The organism is Dyella flava (assembly GCF_016904955.1).
GTDB classification, from domain to species: Bacteria; Pseudomonadota; Gammaproteobacteria; order Xanthomonadales; family Rhodanobacteraceae; genus Dyella_B; species Dyella_B flava.
The window spans coordinates 40543-59468 of the sequence record NZ_JADIKE010000031.1 but is presented as its reverse complement, the minus strand read 5'-3'; the positions used below and the strand labels follow the sequence as shown (position 1 = coordinate 59468).

Annotated in this window: 19 protein-coding genes; 15 read left to right on the top strand and 4 right to left on the bottom strand. The window is 60.0% G+C overall.

Features of this window, described 5'->3' with window-relative positions:
* Nucleotides 1–29 precede the first annotated feature (29 nt).
* Nucleotides 30–449, top strand: a complete 420-nt coding sequence (locus tag ISP19_RS06850) for a DUF1801 domain-containing protein (protein WP_204680620.1) — start codon at nucleotides 30–32, stop codon at nucleotides 447–449.
* Between the two features lie 192 nt (nucleotides 450–641).
* Here the strand turns inward: ISP19_RS06850 and ISP19_RS06845 are convergent, their stop codons facing one another.
* Nucleotides 642–2654, bottom strand: coding sequence for a tetratricopeptide repeat-containing sulfotransferase family protein (locus ISP19_RS06845; RefSeq protein WP_204680619.1), 2013 nt, complete (start codon nucleotides 2652–2654; stop codon nucleotides 642–644).
* Between the two features lie 369 nt (nucleotides 2655–3023).
* Here ISP19_RS06845 and ISP19_RS06840 point away from each other — a divergent pair, with 369 nt between their 5' ends.
* Nucleotides 3024–4754, top strand: coding sequence for a S53 family peptidase (locus ISP19_RS06840; protein WP_204680618.1), 1731 nt, complete (start codon nucleotides 3024–3026; stop codon nucleotides 4752–4754).
* Nucleotides 4755–4807: 53 nt separating this feature from the next.
* Here ISP19_RS06840 and acpA read toward each other — a convergent pair whose 3' ends face one another.
* On the bottom strand, nucleotides 4808–6565 hold the full coding sequence (gene acpA, locus ISP19_RS06835; protein ID WP_204680617.1) for an acid phosphatase: 1758 nt from the start codon (nucleotides 6563–6565) through the stop codon (nucleotides 4808–4810).
* Between the two features lie 214 nt (nucleotides 6566–6779).
* Between acpA and ISP19_RS06830 the strand changes: the two genes are divergently transcribed.
* The 3 genes from ISP19_RS06830 to ISP19_RS06820 all read left to right on the top strand — a co-directional run bounded on the left by ISP19_RS06830 (nucleotide 6780) and on the right by ISP19_RS06820 (nucleotide 8488).
* Nucleotides 6780–7367 carry a TetR/AcrR family transcriptional regulator gene (locus ISP19_RS06830; RefSeq protein ID WP_204680616.1) on the top strand — a complete coding sequence of 196 codons (588 nt, stop codon included), beginning with the start codon at nucleotides 6780–6782 and terminating at the stop codon, nucleotides 7365–7367.
* A 70-nt stretch (nucleotides 7368–7437) separates the two neighbouring features.
* Nucleotides 7438–7770, top strand: a complete 333-nt coding sequence (locus ISP19_RS06825) for a hypothetical protein (RefSeq protein WP_204680615.1) — start codon at nucleotides 7438–7440, stop codon at nucleotides 7768–7770.
* 106 nt (nucleotides 7771–7876) lie between these two features.
* Complete coding sequence (locus ISP19_RS06820; protein WP_204680614.1) at nucleotides 7877–8488, top strand: peroxiredoxin; 612 nt, start codon at nucleotides 7877–7879, stop codon at nucleotides 8486–8488.
* A 102-nt stretch (nucleotides 8489–8590) separates the two neighbouring features.
* Here the strand turns inward: ISP19_RS06820 and ISP19_RS06815 are convergent, their stop codons facing one another.
* Nucleotides 8591–9559 (bottom strand): GlxA family transcriptional regulator, encoded by a 969-nt coding sequence (locus ISP19_RS06815; RefSeq protein WP_204680613.1) that lies wholly within the window; start codon nucleotides 9557–9559, stop codon nucleotides 8591–8593.
* 138 nt (nucleotides 9560–9697) lie between these two features.
* On the opposite strand from ISP19_RS06815, the gene ISP19_RS06810 reads away from it, so the two are divergent.
* Nucleotides 9698–10339, top strand: coding sequence for an HD domain-containing protein (locus ISP19_RS06810; protein ID WP_204680612.1), 642 nt, complete (start codon nucleotides 9698–9700; stop codon nucleotides 10337–10339).
* Between the two features lie 162 nt (nucleotides 10340–10501).
* On the opposite strand, the gene ISP19_RS06805 is transcribed toward ISP19_RS06810, so the two are convergent.
* Nucleotides 10502–10879 (bottom strand): hypothetical protein, encoded by a 378-nt coding sequence (locus ISP19_RS06805; protein WP_204680611.1) that lies wholly within the window; start codon nucleotides 10877–10879, stop codon nucleotides 10502–10504.
* A gap of 199 nt (nucleotides 10880–11078) precedes the next feature.
* On the opposite strand from ISP19_RS06805, the gene ISP19_RS06800 reads away from it, so the two are divergent.
* The 9 genes from ISP19_RS06800 (at nucleotide 11079) to ISP19_RS06760 (ending at nucleotide 18658) form a co-directional block, all read left to right on the top strand.
* Complete coding sequence (locus tag ISP19_RS06800; protein WP_204680610.1) at nucleotides 11079–11615, top strand: DUF4142 domain-containing protein; 537 nt, start codon at nucleotides 11079–11081, stop codon at nucleotides 11613–11615.
* Nucleotides 11616–11837: 222 nt separating this feature from the next.
* Complete coding sequence (locus ISP19_RS06795; RefSeq protein WP_204680609.1) at nucleotides 11838–11987, top strand: hypothetical protein; 150 nt, start codon at nucleotides 11838–11840, stop codon at nucleotides 11985–11987.
* Nucleotides 11988–12116: 129 nt separating this feature from the next.
* Nucleotides 12117–14165 (top strand): transketolase, encoded by a 2049-nt coding sequence (gene tkt, locus ISP19_RS06790; protein WP_204680608.1) that lies wholly within the window; start codon nucleotides 12117–12119, stop codon nucleotides 14163–14165.
* Nucleotides 14166–14194: 29 nt separating this feature from the next.
* The gene (locus tag ISP19_RS06785) at nucleotides 14195–14398 is read left to right on the top strand and encodes a hypothetical protein (RefSeq protein WP_204680607.1); all 204 of its coding nucleotides are present in this window, start codon (nucleotides 14195–14197) and stop codon (nucleotides 14396–14398) included.
* 267 nt (nucleotides 14399–14665) lie between these two features.
* Nucleotides 14666–15028, top strand: coding sequence for a response regulator (locus ISP19_RS06780; protein ID WP_204680606.1), 363 nt, complete (start codon nucleotides 14666–14668; stop codon nucleotides 15026–15028).
* A gap of 45 nt (nucleotides 15029–15073) precedes the next feature.
* Nucleotides 15074–17005, top strand: a complete 1932-nt coding sequence (locus tag ISP19_RS06775; protein ID WP_204680605.1) for a CHASE3 domain-containing protein — start codon at nucleotides 15074–15076, stop codon at nucleotides 17003–17005.
* Nucleotides 17006–17120: 115 nt separating this feature from the next.
* On the top strand, nucleotides 17121–17504 hold the full coding sequence (locus tag ISP19_RS06770) for a glycine zipper 2TM domain-containing protein (RefSeq protein ID WP_204680604.1): 384 nt from the start codon (nucleotides 17121–17123) through the stop codon (nucleotides 17502–17504).
* Nucleotides 17505–17832: 328 nt separating this feature from the next.
* Nucleotides 17833–18150, top strand: coding sequence for a hypothetical protein (locus ISP19_RS06765; protein ID WP_204680734.1), 318 nt, complete (start codon nucleotides 17833–17835; stop codon nucleotides 18148–18150).
* A gap of 4 nt (nucleotides 18151–18154) precedes the next feature.
* Nucleotides 18155–18658 carry a cupin domain-containing protein gene (locus ISP19_RS06760; RefSeq protein WP_284385173.1) on the top strand — a complete coding sequence of 168 codons (504 nt, stop codon included), beginning with the start codon at nucleotides 18155–18157 and terminating at the stop codon, nucleotides 18656–18658.
* Nucleotides 18659–18926 lie beyond the last annotated feature (268 nt).

Sequence of the window (18926 nt, the reverse complement as noted above, 5' to 3'; positions counted from 1 at the left end):
CGGATCCACAGGCGAGGCACGAAGGTCCCATGAATCCATCCGAACGCATTGACCAGCTGATTGCCGGTATCACCGACTGGCGTGGCAAAACGTTCGCCAGCGTTCGTGCGGCGATCCTCAGTGCCGATCCGGAAATCATCGAGGAATGGAAATGGATGGGTAGCCCGGTGTGGTCGCGCGATGGATTGATCGCGGTTGCCAATGCCCACAAAGGCAAGGTGAAGCTCACCTTCGCTTACGGGGCGAGCATTCCGGATCCTGACAAGCTGTTCAATGCCGGTTTTGAAGGTAATGCGCGACGCGCTATCGATTTTTTCGAGGGCGACAAGGTCGACAAGCGTGCGCTGAAAAATCTCGTTCGTGCGGCGATTGAATACAACCAAAGCAAATTGAAGAAGAAAGCTGCAGCCGCCGCTCAAGTGAAGGCGCGTAAAAGCAAAAGGACGTGAAGCCCGAGGTATCCCCATGTTTTTGTCCGTCGCCCCGGCGAAGGCCGGGGCCTGGTGACTTGGATGTAGCAAAGACGCTGGGCCCCGGCCTTCCTCGCTCCTCAATGCCGGGCACATCCATGGTGCCCTCCCCGCGTACGCCGGGGCGACGGTGAGGTGGCTTGAAACGTTGCGGATGACTTTTATGGAGCGCTAGCGATAATCCTTCACCGCTTCCAGCAAGGTCGCCAACTGCGGCTCGAAATGCCTCCAGCGCGCTACCGAAGACTTGTATACCGGTCGGCGCACCTGCGCCGCGCTGGCGGTCCTGACCACGCGCTTGTTCTCATGGAAGTTCAGGCAGCGCGGATCCCAGGGCAGGCCGAGGTAATCGAGCAATCGGCGTGCCTGTCCTTCGGTGTCCGCCACCATGTCTTCGTAACGCAGTTCGAGTATCGAGTCCGCGGGCAATACGCGCTGCCAATGCCGCATCAGCTCGATATAGCGCCGGTAATACCGGCCAAGGCCGGCCAGGTCGTAGGCGAATTCAAGATTGTTCTTGGCGAACAGCGTGGCATAACAAGAGAAGCACGAATCCATCGGGTCGCGCATCGCATGGATGATTTTCGCGTTCGGAAACATCACCCGGATCATGCCGACGTGCGCGAAATTGGACATCATCTTGTCGGTGATGTGCGTCGCTTGCGGCGCCAGTTTCCACACGCGGTCGATATAGGTATCGCCCAGTCGCAGCAGCGCTTCGGTTGAAAGGCTTGCCGCCACGTCCGGATAGCACTCCGCCGGCTTTCCGCTTCCGGTGGCCAGCGCGAACACGACGTTTTCCAGCTCGGACAGTTCGCCCGCGCCGTGCACATCCGGATGGGTGGAAAGAATCTGCTCGATCAGCGAGGTTCCGGAGCGTGGCATGCCCACGATAAACACCGGTGTCCGATTCAATATCCCGGACACCGACCGGCTGGCGAAGAATCGTTCGTCGAAGACCGCGCGCACGTTGTCGATCAAGGCAATTTTTCCGGTCTCGTCGGGTGAGATTTGCGCGTGCTTGAGGCGATTGCCCTCGGCATAGGCGAAAAACGCGCCCTCGTAACGGCCCAGGTCTTCGCGCATCTTGCCCAATGCGAACCAATAACGGATGCGCGAGTTTTCATTGAGCGACGGTAGCTTGTGCGCCAGTTTTTCGAGCCGCTCCGGTTCGGGATGTTCCGTGGTGAACGTGCGCAGCGAGGCCAGGTTGAAATAGGTTTCGATGGTGTCCGGATCGATGGTCATCGCCACATCGAAGCATTCGCGCGCTTCGTCAAGCCGTCCCTGCCGACGGATGCTGCGCCCAAGGTTATTGCAGGCTTCGACGTAGTCGGGCTTGAGTTCCAATGCGCGGCGATAGCTCTGCTCGGCGTCGACAAAGCGTTCCTGCATATACAACAGGCCGGCGAGGTCGAAATGTGCTCTGGCGTACCGCTCATTCAACGCGATCGCACGGTGATAGCTGGCTTCGGCCTCGGGGTAGGAGGCCATCTCGCGCAAGGCGTTACCGAGGTTGGCATGCGCTTCGGCGTCGTTCGGCAGCAGCATGGTGACGCGACGGAAACTCTGCGCCGCCTCTGCCATGCGCGCCTGACCGTACAGCACCACACCTATGGCGTTATGAATCGGCGCGCTGTTCGGATGCGCGCGCAAGGCTTCGCGCAGGTGCGTCTCGGCGTCGGCGTAGTCGCCGGCGCTCATCTGGGTAAAGCCGAGATTGGCGTGGGCTTCGCTGAATTGCGGGCGAAGTGCAAGCACCTGGCGATAGGCCTCGATCGCCTCCGCGAAGCGATTCTGCATGGCAAGCGCATTGCCGAGCTTGAAGTGTGCATCGACAAAATCCGGCTTGATCGTACGCGCGCAGTGAAAGCTTTCCGCCGCCTTGGCCAGTTGCTGCATGCTCATCAGGCTTTCGCCCAGCACGTAATGTCCCATCGCATCCCACGGCAACAGCGCGACGGCATGCCGTTGTGCATCGACGGCTTCGGCGATGCGCCCCTGCGACCGTAGCGATGCGCCGAGTGCCTGCCAGGCCGCACCGTGCGACGGATGCTGTTCGACCAGCTGGCGTGCCAAGGCTTCGGCCTGGACGTGCTGCTTCTGCTTGATCAGGCCGACCAGCGCTTCGATATCCCGCTTGTCGGGAGCGCTATCCGGGTTGGGCAGGGCGTTCTGTGACATGGATCAAGGCACCGTCTTGGCTGTGGATGTGGCGGGCGTGTAGATCGAACATCAAATGCAAAACAAGCAAGCTGCTTTATTACGGCAGGTGTGAAGTGTGCGTATATGCGCGGCGCAACTTACGCGGCGCTTACGTTAGCGCAAATCTCGTCAGTGCGCCGAAAGCCTGCAAAACAAGGGGTTTTTGCATCATCCAAATTTCACGTACCCCTTCGGTATAAGTTGCGGGCCATGCAAACGGGGCAGCCGGAAACGAAATACAGGGGATTCAACCTTACGGCACGGAAAAGCACATCGTCACCGGCCTGGCATGGTCATTGAAGCCTGTTCGTGCCTCACATTGCTCGAATTATTTAGGGAGATTGCAACATGCATGTGTCGTCTTCTGTTACCAAGTTGTCTTCGGTAAGCAAGCTGTCGCGCTTCAAGCGCACTTTGCCGGCGCTGTTGATTGCCGGGGCCCTGGCGGTGGGAGCACCAGCCAGTTATGCGAGCGCCGGCACCGGCGCTTTTTCTTTGCAGATGCAGGACCACGTACCGGTCGCGGTTCGTACCGGACAGGCCATCAGTGCGCAGGCCCTGGATGCCAACAAGCAACTCAAGCTTGGGCTGGTGCTACCGCTGCGCAATGAGAGCGAACTGGATAGCCTGATCGCGCAACTCTACGATCCGGGCAGTCCGTTCTATCACCATTACCTGAATTCGAAGGAATTCACCGCCCGTTTCGAGCCGAGCCAGGCCGACTACGACAAGGTCGTGGCATGGGCCAAGGCCAATAACCTCAGCATCACCGCGACCACCGCCAATCGCCATATTGTCGACGTGCAAGGCAAGGTGAGCGATATCAATCGCGCGCTGCATGTGACGATGCGCCAGTATCAGCATCCGACCGAGAACCGTTTGTTCTTCGCGCCGGATCGCGAGCCCACGGTGGATCTTGGCGTGCAACTGCTGCATATCAACGGCCTGGACAACTACGTGCGCCCGTTCACGCACATGCGTCATCGTCCGGCGTCGGAGCAGGCGCAGGTGGCGCATGCTTCCACCGGCTCCGGTCCAGGCGGCAACTACCTGCCCAGTGACATTCGCGCCGCCTATTACGGCTCCGGTTCGCTAACCGGCAGCGGCCAGACGGCGGCGATCTTCTCCTACGATGGCTATCAGGCCAGCGATCTGAGTGGTTATTACTCGGCCACCGGCGCCACCGATCCGGGCGTGGCAGTAAACAATGTACTGGTGAATGGCTTTAGCGGCGCCTGCACCAATCCGAGCACCGGTTCCAGTTCGTGCAGCGATGGCGAGCAGATTCTTGATATCGCCAATCTCGCCGGCATGGCGCCCGGCCTGACGCAGATTCTTTTCTACGAAGGCAGCAGTGCGGGCGACATTCTTAACCAGATGGCCAGCGACGACACCGCGTCGGTGATTTCCAGCTCCTGGGGCGGCGGCGACTTCGGCAGCAGCGACGATTCCATCTACAAGGAGTTTCAGGCGCAGGGTCAGACCTTCGTCAACGCCAGTGGTGATGCCGGTTCGTACACCACCAGCAACTGGGCGCCGCCGTCGCTGGATCCGTACATCACCGATGTGGGTGCGACCGATCTCACCACCAGTGGCCCAGGTGGATCATGGGAGTCGGAAACGGCGTGGTCCGATAGCAGCGGTGGCTATCTGTCGTCGGCAGGTTATTCGATTCCCAGCTATCAGCAACTGGCCGGCGTGATCAACAGCAGCAACAAGGGCTCGACCCAATATCGCAACGATCCGGATATCGCGCTCGAAGGCAATTTCGACAATCCGACCTACAGCAACGGCCAGCTTGAAACCGATGTGGGCGGCACCAGCTACGCCGCACCGCGCCTGGCCGGTGTGATTGCCCTGGCCAATCAGCAGGCCGCGGCAGATGGCGTCGGCAACATCGGCTTTCTCAACACGGCGCTGTACAACTTTGGCGTGGGTTCGAACTACCACAGCTACTTCCACGACATCACCAGCGGCAGCAACGGCGGCTTCAAGGCCGTGGCGGGCTATGATCTGGTGACGGGATGGGGCAGCCCAGTGGGGCCGGCGTTTATCTCTGCCCTGGTCGGCACCAAGTAAGTGCTGCAAGCAAACCCTTCTCTTGCACCGAGAAGGGTTTGCGCAGCAGCACATCAGCTTTCAAGCTTCAGTGCGTTGGTCAGATCGCCCATCGGCGTTTGCCCGCGGGCGGTCATCGCACTGTCGCGGTCGCGGATGCCGTCCAGTGTTTCCAGATCGAACACGCGGGTCATCAGGCGCAGGATCGAGGCCGAGTCATACGTCGTATGGTCGACATGGCCTTTCTTGGAAAACGGCGAAATCACCAGCGCCGGAATGCGCACACCCGGCCCCCAGCGATCACCCTTGGGTGGCGCGACGTGGTCCCACCAGCCGCCGTTCTCATCGACCGTGACGATAACGATCATGTTTTCCCATTGCGGACTGCTGCGCAATGCCTTGACCGCATGCACGATGTGACGATCGCCCGAGGCCACGTCGGCATAGCCGGCATGCATATTCAGATTGCCTTGCGGCTTGTAGAACGTCACCGCAGGCAATTTGCCGGCGCGTGCATCGGCCAGGAAATGATTGCTGCTTTCGTCGTCACCCAGTCCGCCGTCACGCAGGCGTTTCGCACGTGCCGCGGTGCCGGGCGCCAGATTGCTGAAATAGTTGAAGGGCTGGTGGTGATACTGAAAATTCGGCACCACCGGCACGCCGTTGGACGTGTTCGCGCCGTGGGTATCCAGCGTTTCCTGATAAGCGCCCGCGTACCACGCCCAGTCGACGCCGCGCTTGTCGAGCTTGTCGCCGATGTGCTCGTGGGTTTGCGGCGGAAGGGCCATCGCATTGGCAGGTTGGGTGAAATCCACCACACCATTTGCACCCAGCTTGATCGGCGTGGGCGCATACGGCGGGAACATGGTGTTGACCGCGTAACTGAGTTTCTTGCCGTCGGCAAGCGTCTCGACCGGCGTCAAGGCGCTGGGCCCAAAGCGCGGAATGCCATCCATCGCGCTGGCCGGAGAATGATCCAGGGGCTTGAGGTTGGGATCATCCGGCCGACCGCTGACCGTATCGGCGATCTGCGATTGCGCAATGCTGGTGTCCGCGTCGGGGTAGCGCGGCACCGCTGCCGAGATCAGGTATTGATGATTGAGAAATGAGCCGCCGAAAGCGCCCTGGAAGAAGTTGTCGCACAGCACGAACTCGCTGGCCAGATCCCACATGCGCAGGTCGTAATGGGTATTGGCGTAATGCCCCATGGTGAAGGCGGCGGAGTCGGCCCAGGCGACGAACATGTTGTTCTTGCCACCGTTGATCTGCATCTGGTTCTGATAGAACACATGCCACAGATCGTGCGTGATCAGCGACAGCGGCAGATGTTCGCCCTTCGGGCCTTTCAAGGCAAAAGGTGCGTTCGGTAGTTGGGTCTGGTATTGCTGGCCGGCCGGGTAGGTGATGCCACCGGCCACCTGATCACTGAGCAGCCAGCCACCCGGCACTTCCGGTAAATGCGGCAGCGCAGTCTTGCCATCGCGATCGAGCTGCAGATAGTCCTGCGGGCCCAGCGAAGACAGCGGCTTTTCCACGCCCGGGAAATCACCGAACAGATTATTGAAGCTGCGGTTCTCGGCAAAGATCACCACAATGTTCTTCACCTTCTCGCGGAGCAGGTGATCCAGTTCGGCGCCGCTTGCGCTGCTGGCCGCCGATGTGGCGTTGCCGGAAGGTTGGGAACCGCTGCACGCGCCAAGTCCGCCACCCACGGCGACGGCAGCGACGCCCAGTCCGGTCAGGAACGTGCGTCGGCTGAAATCGGGAGCGTCGTTGGAAGTTGCGTTGGTGTCGGCAGGCGTTGCAGGCGGGGCAGGTGGCTGTTGCTTCATGTCGCGTCTCTTGCTGGCACTTAACCGGGGCAGTGTAGCGCGGGATTGTTGCGATTCATGCGCGAGAACATGAAGCCGAACGCGCTGCCGGAAAGGACTTGTGACGTTCGGTTGAAGCATCGCTCGGCGATGCGCCAGGCGGTCCACGCCGGCCATTCATGAAGACCGTTCGATCGTGCAGTATGATGCCCGTCATTCAAAAAGGCAGGCCATCATGCGCTACGACACCGAGCAAAAACAGCGGACCCGCGAAAAGGTCTTGCAGGTTGCCGCCAAGGCCATACGCGGTGACGGTCCGGATCGGATTGGCGTGGCCGGCGTGATGGCCGAGGCCGGTTTGACGCATGGCGGGTTCTACGCGCATTTCAAATCCAAGGACGAGCTGATTGCTGCGGCTATCGGCCAGATGTTCCTCGAAGCATCGGCGAAGCTGGATCACGAAACCAATGGTCGTGAGCCGGCAGCGGGATTGGCCGCCTACATCGATTTCTATCTGTCCAAGAAACATCGCGATGCGCGCGACGTGGGTTGCCCGATGGCTGCACTGTCGTCGGATCTGCCACGCTTGAACGAAGAAGCGCGTGCGGAGTTCGCAGCGGGTACGCAACGGCTCGCACAGGTCATCCAGGGCAAGTTGTCCGAACTGGGACATGAGCATCCGGAAGCCGAGGCCCGTTCGATGATGTCCGAGCTGGTTGGCGCACTATCGCTGGCCCGCGTTGAAACCAGCCCGACGCGCTCCAATGCCATCCTCACGGACTCCAGGCGCCTGATCAAACAGCGCCTTGCCCTGGAAAGCTGAAACGCGCCAGTTACACCCAGATACCGGCAACCTGCGTTTGGCCCTAAGCTTGCCCCTATAGGGGGATGCGATGGCTGGTAAGCGAAAGGGCCTGCCCGATTGGGCGTATTACTTGTTGGCGGTCGCGATGACCGCCCTCACCATTCCAATGTACCGCTACATGCATGTGCACGCTTCGGACGGCAACCTTCAGCCGGTCGACACGGCACTCACGCAAGCTTCTTTTTACGACACGGCTTCGCAACCAGCGGCAGACTCAAGCCCGGGACGACGGCGACTGCGCCCAGGTGAACTTTGTAAAGCTGGCTACGTGATACTGAAACATGGCAACACGTATAGCCAGGGCTTGGATGCCGAAGGCCAGCCGCTCCGCTGCGCGGATGGCCATCTGATCGATGGATAACTTTGATGTAACGATCACGCCGGCCGCAGCGAAGCACGAACAGGGCGTGGCTTGATGGCTGTCGTAACCTATCCACATGACGCATTTGATAAAGAGGGCTGCAGGAATGAAAAAGTATCTTCTGGGATCGATGGCCGCCGGCACCTTGGCCGCCACCCTGTGCCTGGCCATGCCAGCCTTTGCCGCACTCAACCAGGGCGCCTCAGCACCTGATTTCACCGCCGAAGCCAGCCTGGCCGGAAAGGATTTCACCTTTTCGCTGAAGCAGGCGCTCAAGAAAGGGCCGGTCGTGGTGTATTTCTATCCCTCGGCCTATACCGGCGGCTGCGATATCGAAGCGCACACCTTTGCGACCGACAAGGACAAGTTTGACGCAGCCGGCGCCACCATCATTGGTGTTTCCGCCGACAGCATCCAGCGTCTCAATACCTTTTCATCCGATCCGAACTACTGCGCCGGCAAGTTTCCGGTCGCTTCCGATGCCGACGGCAAGATCGCGGCTTCCTACGATCTCAAGTTGACGGCAGCACAGCCCGGCCTGACTGATGTGCGCGGCAAGACCATCGATCACGGCTTTATTCCACGCACGACCTTTGTCATCGGCCGTGACGGCAAGATCGTCGCGATGTTTTCCTCGGAAGCCGATCATCTGCATCCGGAAGATCACGTGAAAAAGTCGCTGGCCATCGTCGAGCAGATGCAGGGCAAGGCGCCGTAATCCGCAAACGTGTCGGGTTCTGCCATCTGCCTGATGCAGAACCCGTCAACCGGATCGCCGCCCGGCAGCAGATGCAATGCGTCGGGCGGCGCGTCGCGAGAGCTATTCGATCAACAACGCATGCTGCTTGCGATAATCAGCAGGCGTGACGCCGACATGCTTCTTGAATGCACGGCGTAAGGTGTCAGCGTTGGCAAAGCCACATTTGCTGGCGACTTGTTTCGGCGTGTCGTGCCCATTCTCCAGCAAGGTTCGCGCTGCGGCGACACGGGCGCTTTCCACCCATGCTGCGGGCGTTATCCCGACTTCCGCGTGGAAAAGTCTCGCGAAGTGGCGCGGGCTCAAGCCTGCGTGTTTTGCCATGCCGGCAATGCTGTGATCGAGTTCCGGGTTGACCGCCACCCAACGCTGAACTTCCTGTAGCACCGAGCGCCCCATCGGCCGGGTTTCGCCTTTTCGGCTGAACTGCAATTGCCCGCCCGGCCGCTTGAAGAACATGACCAATTGCGCGGCGACACGCTTGGCGATATCGCGGCCCAGATCTTCCTCGACCAGCGCCAGCGCCAGATCCAGACCCGCAGTGACACCCGCCGCCGTGCGCAGTTTCCTATCCCGGACATAGAGTGCGTCCTCGTCGATGTGCACCGTCGGAAAGGCGCGTGCCAAATCTTCCGTCGCCGCCCAATGCGTGGTGACGCGATGTCCATCCAGCAAACCGGTTGTCGCAAGCACAAATGCACCCGTGCAAATCGAGCCATAACGCCGGCTGCGCATGGCCGTCGCGCGCAGCCATTTCACGGTAGGCGGTGGCAGGACCGCCATTCCGGCATGCGGGGCGCCGGCCACCAGCAAGGTATCGATGCGCTCGCCCAGGTCCTGGCCCGCGACGCCGTCCGGCAGCAGCCGTACCCCGGATGAACTGCGCAGCGGGCCGGGCTCGCAAGCGATAACCCGCAGCGCGTAGAACTCCTCGCCGGTTTCGATATTCGCCTGTGCAAACACGTCCAGGGGGCCGGAAACATCGAGTAGCTGAACCCCTTGCAGGGCAACCATGGCGATTGTCTTGGTCATGCTGGCGTTACCCGTCCCGATGAACTTTCCGCGTGTCCGCATGCGGCGCGAAATGGCAGTATACGACGTATTACGCCTGTTGAGGACATGGGGTGGGAGGCCGAGAATGGGGCTCCCCCCAACCCATGGAGATCAGCCATGTCTCTGAACGTTAACGGCATTGCCGTCCCCGACAGCCAGTTTGCCCGTGAAATCACCGACGTGGTTCGCGACACGGTCTCCCCGCTGCTGTTCCACCATTCCAGCCGCGTGTACTACTGGGGCGCGCTGGCCGGCAAACATCGTGGATTGAAGTTCGATCCGGAATTGCTTTACTGCGGCGCGATGTTCCACGACATGGGGCTGACGGAAAAACACAGCAGCGCCACCGAGCGTTTCGAGGTAGACGGTGCCAATACCGCGCGTGACTTCCTCAAGAGCCACCGCATCAATCAGCAAGATATCGACACGGTGTGGACGGCCATCGCGCTGCACACCACGCCCGGCATCCCGCAGCACATGCATCCGCTGATTGCGCTGGTGACCGCGGGCGTCGAAATGGACGTACTTGGCATTGCCTATGACACGTTCAGTGATGTCGACCGTGAAGCAGTGGTGCGCGCGCATCCGCGCGGCAACCAGTTCAAGGAAGACATCATCCAGACCTTCTACAACGGCATCAAACACAAGCCCGACACCACCTTCGGCAACGTCAAGGCCGATGTGATCGCCGATAAGGATCCGCATTTCCATGCAGGCAACTTCTGCAGCGTGATCCGCCGTTCGTCCTGGGCTGCGTAAAGCCTTCGCGTTAACGAACGATATTGCTTACACGGGTGAATCCGCGCCGGCAGGGACGCCTGCCGGCTTGGCGCAGGTGTATCCCCACGCAACCGACACAGAGCGGTGCTGCTTCGGCCGACCTGATCCATAACGGGATCGACAAGGCGAACAACAACGACATCACATGTCGGGGTATTCCTGAGCCACGTTTTTCTCAGTGACATCGATCAGATACGCGCCAGTCTCCTTGAGCACCGAACACACATCATTGATGGATGCGTGATCCCTTAGCGCTACGGCAAGCGTGGTGCTTGTGCTCAATTGAGGCGCTTCCTGCGGTTCTTCCGAGCGCAGGTCGTAGGAGGGCTGGGCAATATGCGGATGCACAAGCGCCTCATCGGCAGCAGGCGCGGACTTCATATTGTCGAGCCTCGTCGCAGGCTCCCCCGGCACGTGGAGAATGACCTTGTCACGCTCCACACCATAGGCCAGCAACTTGTTTGCCGAAGTGACAGCTTCCCGCTGGGTATGAAAGTAGGCCACGAGGAAATCGCTCATGGTGACAGCTCCATTGGGCTGAACGTGAGGCGATCACCATAAGTTCCGCAAGATTATGTACGTGTGACGAATTCACGAGGATCTCATGGACTTATCCGCCGCGTGAACCGGCTTGGCGTCTCATTCGCTTTATGCAGACACGCGGGTTACAAAACCGCTGCTAGCGTCGAAGCCGCTTTCATAAGCGGAGATGCGAATCATGAATGGCTTGAGCAAGAGTGCAATGCTGTGGTCGCTGGCGGGCGCCGTCGCGTTTTCCGGCGCGCTGTGGGCGCAATCATCGCCCGCGCCATCATCCACCGCCAGCCCGGCGATGTCCGCAGGCGGTGACGCCCATTTCGTCATGGCTGCCTCGGCGGCGGGAGATACCGAGGTCATCGCCAGCCGGATGGCCATGACGCACGCGCAGTCGGCCAAGATCAAATCGTTTGCAACCAGCATGGTGCGTGATCACGCCGCCGCCAATGACAAGCTGCGTACGATCGCGCAACGGAATGGCTTTACCCTCGCCGGTACGGCGATGGTCGAACAACAACCGGATCTGGCCAGGCTGGATTCCCTGAAGGGCGCTGATTTCGACAAAGCCTATGCCGACATGATGCGTAAGGATCACCAGGACGCCGTGGCGCTGTTCACTGCCGAGTCCTCCGGCGGCTCGAATGGTGATCTGAAGACCTTTGCGACGCAGACGCTGCCGACGCTGCAGCATCATCTGGCGATGGCGCAAACGCTGTAGGGTGTGCATGCCTGGGGCACGGGCGGTATATCGCTGCGATCGCCGATCACGGGTGGCGCGGGCTGCGGATTCGTGAGCGGTGGTCGCTGCGGCGAGGGATCGGAAATCGGAATAAGCTTCAGCATCACGCCGCTCTCGTTGCAGCGTGTGCGAAGTTCTCATTCATTGGGAGGACGGCATCATGCAAGTCGACCATAAATGCGTTTATGCCCGTGCGAATGCATGATCAAGCAGGACCAGGAATATTGCAGCGATTCCTGCCGCTATAACGACAACCGGACGGGTGCGCGCGTTACCGAGGAAGAATGCGACTGCGGACACCATGCCTGCACGGAAGAGATGTCGAGCCATACCAATGGCGTGGCGATTTAGCAATTCCTGAAATTCGCGCCGACATGGCGTTCACCTGGGTAACTTCCGGTAGATCATGCGATCACGATCAAGTAACCGCAGGTAGGTCAGTCTGGCCGCCATTGGTTACCGTCGTGACGGCTAACTCCCATGTCAAAGATTGATCAGCAGTGCATCGACACCGTGCGCTTTCTTGCCGTGGATATGGTGGAGGCGGCCAACAGCGGCCATCCGGGCCTGCCGCTGGATGCCGCGCCCATGGCGTATGTGCTTTGGTCGCATTTTCTCAAGCACAACCCGCATAACCCGCAATGGCCCGATCGCGATCGCTTTGTGCTTTCCGCCGGACATGGTTCGGCCTTGCTCTACAGCCTGCTGTTTCTGACCGGCTACGACCTGACCCTGGACGACTTGAAGCGATTCCGGCAATGGGGCAGCAAGACCCCCGGGCATCCCGAGCGCGGACACACGCCCGGTGTGGAAACCACGACCGGACCCTTGGGGCAGGGTTTCGCCAACGCCGTCGGCATGGCCATGGCCGAGGCGCATCTGGCCGCGCGCTATAACCGCGGTCGTCACAAGGTTATCGATCATTACACCTATGTGCTGGCCAGCGATGGCGACCTGATGGAAGGCGTCGCCTCGGAAGCGGCGTCGCTGGCCGGGCATCTGAAGTTGGGCAAGCTCATCTGCCTGTACGACGACAACCGGGTCACGCTGGCCGGCGACGCCAATATCACCTTTACCGAAAACCGCATCCAGCGTTTTGAGTCGTACGGCTGGCACACGACCACCCTGGAAGATGGCAACGATCTGGCCAGCATCGAGCAGGCGTTGCGTCAGGCGCGCCGCGAAGTCGCACGTCCTTCCTTGATTCGCGTGCGCACGCATATCGGCTTCGGCTCGCCGGTGCAAGACAGTTACAAGGCGCATGGTGCGCCACTAGGCAAGGATGGCGTGCGCGAAACCAAGGAGAAATACGGATGGCGGCTTGATCCTGATTTCTTCGTACCGGGCGAGGTGTTTGCCTATATGCGCGAAGCGGTAAAGCTGGGCCAGGATCTGGAAGACGACTGGGTCAAGCGGATGCGGCGCTATCGCGGCCTTTATCCGGATTTGCATGATGAGCTGCTGGCACGCTTGAACGGCGAACTGCCGATCGGCTGGGATCACGATATCCCGTCTTTCGATGCCGATGCCAGGGGGCTGGCTACGCGCGAAGCCTCCGGCAAGATCATGAATGCCATCGCGCCGCGGCTGCCGGCGCTGGTCGGTGGCTCGGCCGACCTGGATCCTTCCACCAAGACCGCGCTTGACCAGTTCGGTGATTTCGATCCACCGCCCACTGGGCAGCTCGAGCCGTTGCGCGTACCGCAAAGTGATTGGGCCTATACCGGGCGCAATATCCATTTCGGCGTGCGCGAACACGCGATGGGTGCGATCGTCAACGGTCTGGGTGCACATGGTGGCTTTATTCCTTACGGCGCGACCTTTCTGATCTTTTCCGATTACATGCGTCCGCCGATTCGGCTCGCGGCCTTGATGGGTCTGCATGTCATCCACGTGTTTACCCACGACAGCATCGCCTTGGGCGAAGATGGTCCGACCCATCAGCCGATTGAACAGCTCTCGGGCTTGCGTGCGATGCCGAATGCCATCGTGATTCGCCCGGCCGATGCCAATGAAACCGCCGAGGCATGGAAGCTAGCCATCGAGACCAAGGGCCGGCCGGTGCTGCTGGCATTGACCCGTCAAAAAGTGCCAACGCTGGATCGAGCCGATTGCGAATCCGCCACAGGCCTGCGCCAAGGCGGCTACATCCTGCGTGATGCGGTCGACGGCCGGCCGCGTGTACTGCTGATCGCCAGCGGTTCCGAAGTCGGCCTCATTCTCGATGCGTCCAAGCGACTGACCGAAGAAGGCCTCGCCGTGCGCTGCATCTCCATGCCGTGCCAGGAGTTGTTCGACGCATTGTCCAGGTCAGAGCGCGACGAGGTACTGCCGCCGGCGGTGACCGCACGCGTTGCGGTGGAGGCGGGTGCAACCCAGAGCTGGGAGAAGTACACCGGGAGCGAGGGCATCGCCTTGGGTATCGATTATTTCGGAGCATCAGCCAGTGGCGACGTGCTCTTGCGCAAATACGGCTTCACGGTCGATCGCGTTTGCGCTGCCGCACGAAGCCTGTGCAACGCATATTGATTTGCTAAAACGGCAACCAGGATATAAGCATGAATATCCATGACAGTGATATCGGCATCCTCAATACCCTGATAAGCGCCACGGCCGATAGTGCCGAGGCCTATCGTGCGGCAGCGGATGGCGCGGATGGCCATGCTCTGCGCACCGGGTTTGCAACCATAAACGCGATAGCGTTGATGCCGGCTACCAGAAAAGCCGCCGTCGGCCGCGTAGCCGGTCTTGCCTCTTCATGACGCAAGGCGCGATACGCGCCGAACAACAGGAACAGGCAGAGCACGACGATGAATATGATCAAGGCTATTCGTTTCTGCATGGTTGGCTCGTCGTTTGCTTTAAGTGGCCAATTAACAAACTAAGCAGCCTGTTGTTCTCCGCATGTGAATAAAAAAGCTTGCGCGTGCGCTGAAACTTCATATACATGCCATCTTCACACTGCATGCAGGAAGTCGTCATTAAATTTCCCGCTTGTGGGACGCTTAAACCTCAGCAAAGAGGTTCCGATGGCAACGACAGTGCTACTGGTTGAAGATCAGCCCGACGTCCTCGAAGTCACCGCTTTCATGCTGGAGGATGCCGGCTACGACGTCATTTGCGCCAATGGTCCCGAGCAGGCGAGGGATAAGGCCGCGGGCCGCCACGATATCGGCGTCATCGTTACCGATCTGCATTTGCCGCAAGGCGTCAATGGGATCGAAATGGGCATGGATATGCGCCGAAAAGGGCTTGATTGCCCGTTGTTGGTCATGTCGGGAGGCGTGCCTCCGGGGCAGATAAGCCAGCATGCCTGGATGGGCTATTTGGCCAAACCATTTTGTAGGGACACGTTGCTGCAGAAAATCACTGCGCTCGCTCATGGCCACTAGCGCCCAGCACGCCGGTTTGCGCCAATATCGGATGTAACCCAAGTCATGGCTGACGTCGCGCAACGGTTTCAGTCAGGCAGAAAGGTGTTACGGCGCACCATCAGCGCCGACATCCTTTGCAGTATCGCCCTGCTCGGGCTCATTTGCGCCTTTGTATTGGCCAGCATGCTTTCCAGCGAGCGCGCTGCCGAGCTGGTCAATCACTCCTGGCAAGTCAGGCAGGCCATTACGCAGCTTGTCGGCACCGTGAAAGATGCCGAGACCGGGCAGCGCGGTTATTTGCTCACCGGTGATGCGCGGTACCTCAAACCTTATTTCCAGGCCAGAAGCGACATTGCCGCGCAAAAAAAACAGTTGTCCGAACTGGTCGCCGATAGCCCCACCCACCAGAAACAGCTGAGCGACCTTTATCCCTTGATCGACGCCAAGCTGGCTGAACTGTCCAGCACGATCGCCGATCGCACCGCGCATCGCCCGGATGCTTCCATGATCCTGGTGCGTACCAACCTTGGACGCAACCTGATGGACGACATTCGCGCTGATGTGGATGAGTTCATCCGGGTCGAAAACCAGATGCTGAAGGAGCGTAGCCAGGCGGCGGCACTGCGCCGCAACCTGATGCTGTCGTTGGTGCTGGCGATGATTGTCCTGGCCGGCGGCGTTGCGCTGGTCATGGTGCGCAGGGCGCAGCGCTACGCCGATGACATGCAAGCGACCAACCTGGCGCTACAGGCGGAAATGTTGCAGCGGGAAACCGCCGAATCACAGTTGCGCCAAGCCCAGAAAATGGAAGCGCTCGGCCAGCTCACCGGCGGCGTGGCGCACGATTTCAACAATATGCTGGCGATTATCGTCGGTAATCTCGAGATGCTGATTCGCCGTCTGCCGGAACACGAAGTGCGTTGCCGCAAGATGGCCGATAACGCGCTCGGCGGCGCCATGCGCGCGGCCGAATTGACCCGCAGCCTGCTGGCCTTTTCACGCCAGCAGCCGCTCAAGCCCAAGTCGGTCGACGTCAACCAGTGCGTGCGGGATATGTCGGTAATGCTGCATCGCATGCTGGGGGAAAATATCCAGATCGAGAGTGTGGAGGGCGATGGTCTTTGGCATGCACACGTCGACCGGCCGCAATTGGAAAGCGCCATCCTCAATCTCGCGGTCAACAGCCGCGATGCCATGAACGGCACCGGCCGCATCATCATCGAGACCGCCAACGCGCTGCTGGATCAGTCCTATGCAGACGTACACGACGAAGTGGAGCCGGGTCAGTACGTAATGGTGGCCGTCACCGATACCGGCAAGGGCATGACACCCGACGTGATCAGCCGGGCCTTCGATCCTTTCTTTACCACCAAGGAAGTCGGCCGAGGCACGGGACTGGGGCTGAGTCAGGTGCACGGTTTTGCAAGACAGTCGCGCGGTCATGTAAAGATCTATAGCGAAGTAGGTGTTGGTACCACCGTCAAAATCTACTTGCCGCGCGATGTGTTCAACATGGCTGATGCGATCACCCTCGATGAAGTACCGCTGGAACTGCCGCTTGCGCAGCGGCGCAAGGTGCTGGTGGTCGAAGACGATGCCGATGTGCGCGCTTTCGTACTGTCCGCGTTGCAGGAGCTCGGTTACGAGACGGTGGAAGCCGACGGTGCCAGCACCGCACTGGACATGATCGACAAGGATCCGCAGATCAACGTCCTGCTTACCGACGTGGTGATGCCCGGTTGCAGCGGCAAGGAATTACTGGACGCCGTCAAGGACAGCCGTCCGGATATGCCGGTGTTGTGCATGACCGGCTACACGCGCAATGCGGTCATTCACAACGGTGTGCTCGATCACGGAGTCCGCCTGATCAGCAAGCCGTTTACCCTGGATGAGTTGTCGCGGGAGCTGCGCGCGGCCATTTTCGAGAACGCCCCTCCTTTGTCGCCTTCCGCTGACACATCTTCGTTCCAGCCTTCCACCGACTCATCCGCCTGAACGTTGCGCAGGCGTTCGGGTTTCTATGCGGCGCCGTCATCCGGCGTCGACATGTTGGCTACTGTGGCTATGACACGTTTACCGGTGTCGACAGCCGAAACGCAGAGGTGAGGCGATGCGTCGTTTCCATGACAACGTGGCTTTGGCGGCGGGCGTGGCGTTGGGCATCGGCCGTGCGCTGGCTTGCCTGATCGCATGTGGCAGTGCTGGCGGATTGCATGCGCAGACCGGTGTTATGCATCCGCTGGGTGTGGTGTGTGAGACGGTCAGGGTGCCGGGGCCACCGAAAGATAGCCAGCCGATTGCCGGGCCCACTGTGGGTACGGCGGGTGGCGGTTCGTTGGGGCACACCGCCGTCGGTACCGGGCAGGGTAGCGAGTTGGCAACGGCGGGTGGGGTGGTGGCCAGTGGTTATCCTGGTAAACCGGTGCAGGAGAATTATCAGGCCGCGCATCCTACTTATCATTACGAGCAGCACTGTCATCAGGATCAGGGCTAGGTGGTGTTTCAGTCTCGCCGTAACAGCTCCCTCTCCCCTCTGGGGAGAGAGCCTGCCCCGGACTTGATCCGGGGGCTGGGGTGAGGGGCCGCACTTGCCGGGAAATTCAGAACCTCGTCGATGTTTCTTTGAAAGTTCACCGCGAGGTTGGCCCCTCACCTCGGTCCTCAGAGCCGACAGCGACTCGCAAGCGTACGCAATCGCCGCACACGTCTGCGTCGACGTGTTGCAAGCGATCGCTGTGGTGGCTGTCCTCGCGGTCCAGCGAGCCTTGCGGAGGCGGCTGCAATGTCTGACCGTTCAGCAGATACAGCCATAGGGGGTTCTGGTGACGCTGGCCGCGAGGGCAGGGTGGCAGTTTGCATCAGCAAGCGTGATCAAAAAGACTTCTAACAGTGATGAAATGAGGCGTTTTCGGTTGGCGTTTCTTTCACACATTTTGTGCGTCGGCGCGCTCAAGCTGAGCCGTCACGTAGTGAAGAAGCGTGTTATGAAGAACCGTAAAACCGAGAAGCTGCCGCGCAAATCCGGTTATGCGGAGCCGCATCCGCAAACCAGTAAGCGCGATACCCAAACGCCTGACGCCGATACGCCCCACGAGCCGCAGAACGTACCTGAGCGCAAGCCGCTGCCTTCGAACGGTTAATCCCGTGCAGCAGGTGCGCACCTTTCTGCTTGCTGAAAACGGCTGGGTGCCGAACAACTCGCGTTTACCGGTGATTCTTTATCTCAATGTGTTTGAGCGGCGCAAGGACATCGCGCCGCAGGAAATGGAAACGCTGTTCCGGCAGAACGGCTGGTTGCCGCGTTGGCGTGCCGGCGTCTACGCCTATCACCACTACCACACCACCTCCCACGAAGTGCTGGGCATTGTTGACGGTTATGCGCGGCTGGTATTGGGTGGGCCTGATGGTCCGGAAGTGCCGGTGCGTGCCGGCCAGGTGCTGCTGATCCCGGCAGGCGTGGGGCATCGGCGCGTGTTCGCTGACGAGAACTTCCTGGTGGTCGGTGCTTATCCAGGCGGACAGGATTGGGATCTGTGCAAGGGCCCGCCGGTTGATGCCATGCGTGAACGCATCGCCAATCTACCGCTGCCGGATATGGATCCTGTCGAGGGCGCCAACGGTTTGCTGAAGCATCTTTGGCATACCTGAGCAGACGTGGGTGCTCATGACGACTCCCTCTCCCTGCGTGCCCCGGAGGGGAGAGGAGGAAAAGCGGCAACGCTGCGGATCTTTCACTTGTGCAAACGCTACGCAAAAAAAGAGGGAGACCCGGCTCCCTCGAATTCAAACAGACCGTATCAAAATGCAATCGCTTAAAGAGGCATGGCCCTTCCCTTAGCCGGCTCCGACACTACGAGTGGCCAGATCACGGATCTGCGAAGGCATCATCAATGAAAAGTGTTTTTGATTGGGCGGT

Coding starts and splice junctions, on each gene's coding strand:
- ISP19_RS06810 (WP_204680612.1), top strand. CDS start 9,698: ATGTCTCTGAACGTTAACGGCATTGCCGTCCCCGACAGCCAGTTTGCC.
- ISP19_RS06825 (WP_204680615.1), top strand. CDS start 7,438: ATGGCTGGTAAGCGAAAGGGCCTGCCCGATTGGGCGTATTACTTGTTG.
- ISP19_RS06805 (WP_204680611.1), bottom strand. CDS start 10,879: ATGAGCGATTTCCTCGTGGCCTACTTTCATACCCAGCGGGAAGCTGTC.
- ISP19_RS06830 (WP_204680616.1), top strand. CDS start 6,780: ATGCGCTACGACACCGAGCAAAAACAGCGGACCCGCGAAAAGGTCTTG.
- ISP19_RS06800 (WP_204680610.1), top strand. CDS start 11,079: ATGAATGGCTTGAGCAAGAGTGCAATGCTGTGGTCGCTGGCGGGCGCC.
- ISP19_RS06850 (WP_204680620.1), top strand. CDS start 30: ATGAATCCATCCGAACGCATTGACCAGCTGATTGCCGGTATCACCGAC.
- ISP19_RS06770 (WP_204680604.1), top strand. CDS start 17,121: ATGCGTCGTTTCCATGACAACGTGGCTTTGGCGGCGGGCGTGGCGTTG.
- acpA (WP_204680617.1), bottom strand. CDS start 6,565: ATGAAGCAACAGCCACCTGCCCCGCCTGCAACGCCTGCCGACACCAAC.
- ISP19_RS06845 (WP_204680619.1), bottom strand. CDS start 2,654: ATGTCACAGAACGCCCTGCCCAACCCGGATAGCGCTCCCGACAAGCGG.
- tkt (WP_204680608.1), top strand. CDS start 12,117: ATGTCAAAGATTGATCAGCAGTGCATCGACACCGTGCGCTTTCTTGCC.
- ISP19_RS06815 (WP_204680613.1), bottom strand. CDS start 9,559: ATGACCAAGACAATCGCCATGGTTGCCCTGCAAGGGGTTCAGCTACTC.
- ISP19_RS06775 (WP_204680605.1), top strand. CDS start 15,074: ATGGCTGACGTCGCGCAACGGTTTCAGTCAGGCAGAAAGGTGTTACGG.
- ISP19_RS06780 (WP_204680606.1), top strand. CDS start 14,666: ATGGCAACGACAGTGCTACTGGTTGAAGATCAGCCCGACGTCCTCGAA.
- ISP19_RS06785 (WP_204680607.1), top strand. CDS start 14,195: ATGAATATCCATGACAGTGATATCGGCATCCTCAATACCCTGATAAGC.
- ISP19_RS06795 (WP_204680609.1), top strand. CDS start 11,838: ATGATCAAGCAGGACCAGGAATATTGCAGCGATTCCTGCCGCTATAAC.
- ISP19_RS06840 (WP_204680618.1), top strand. CDS start 3,024: ATGCATGTGTCGTCTTCTGTTACCAAGTTGTCTTCGGTAAGCAAGCTG.
- ISP19_RS06820 (WP_204680614.1), top strand. CDS start 7,877: ATGAAAAAGTATCTTCTGGGATCGATGGCCGCCGGCACCTTGGCCGCC.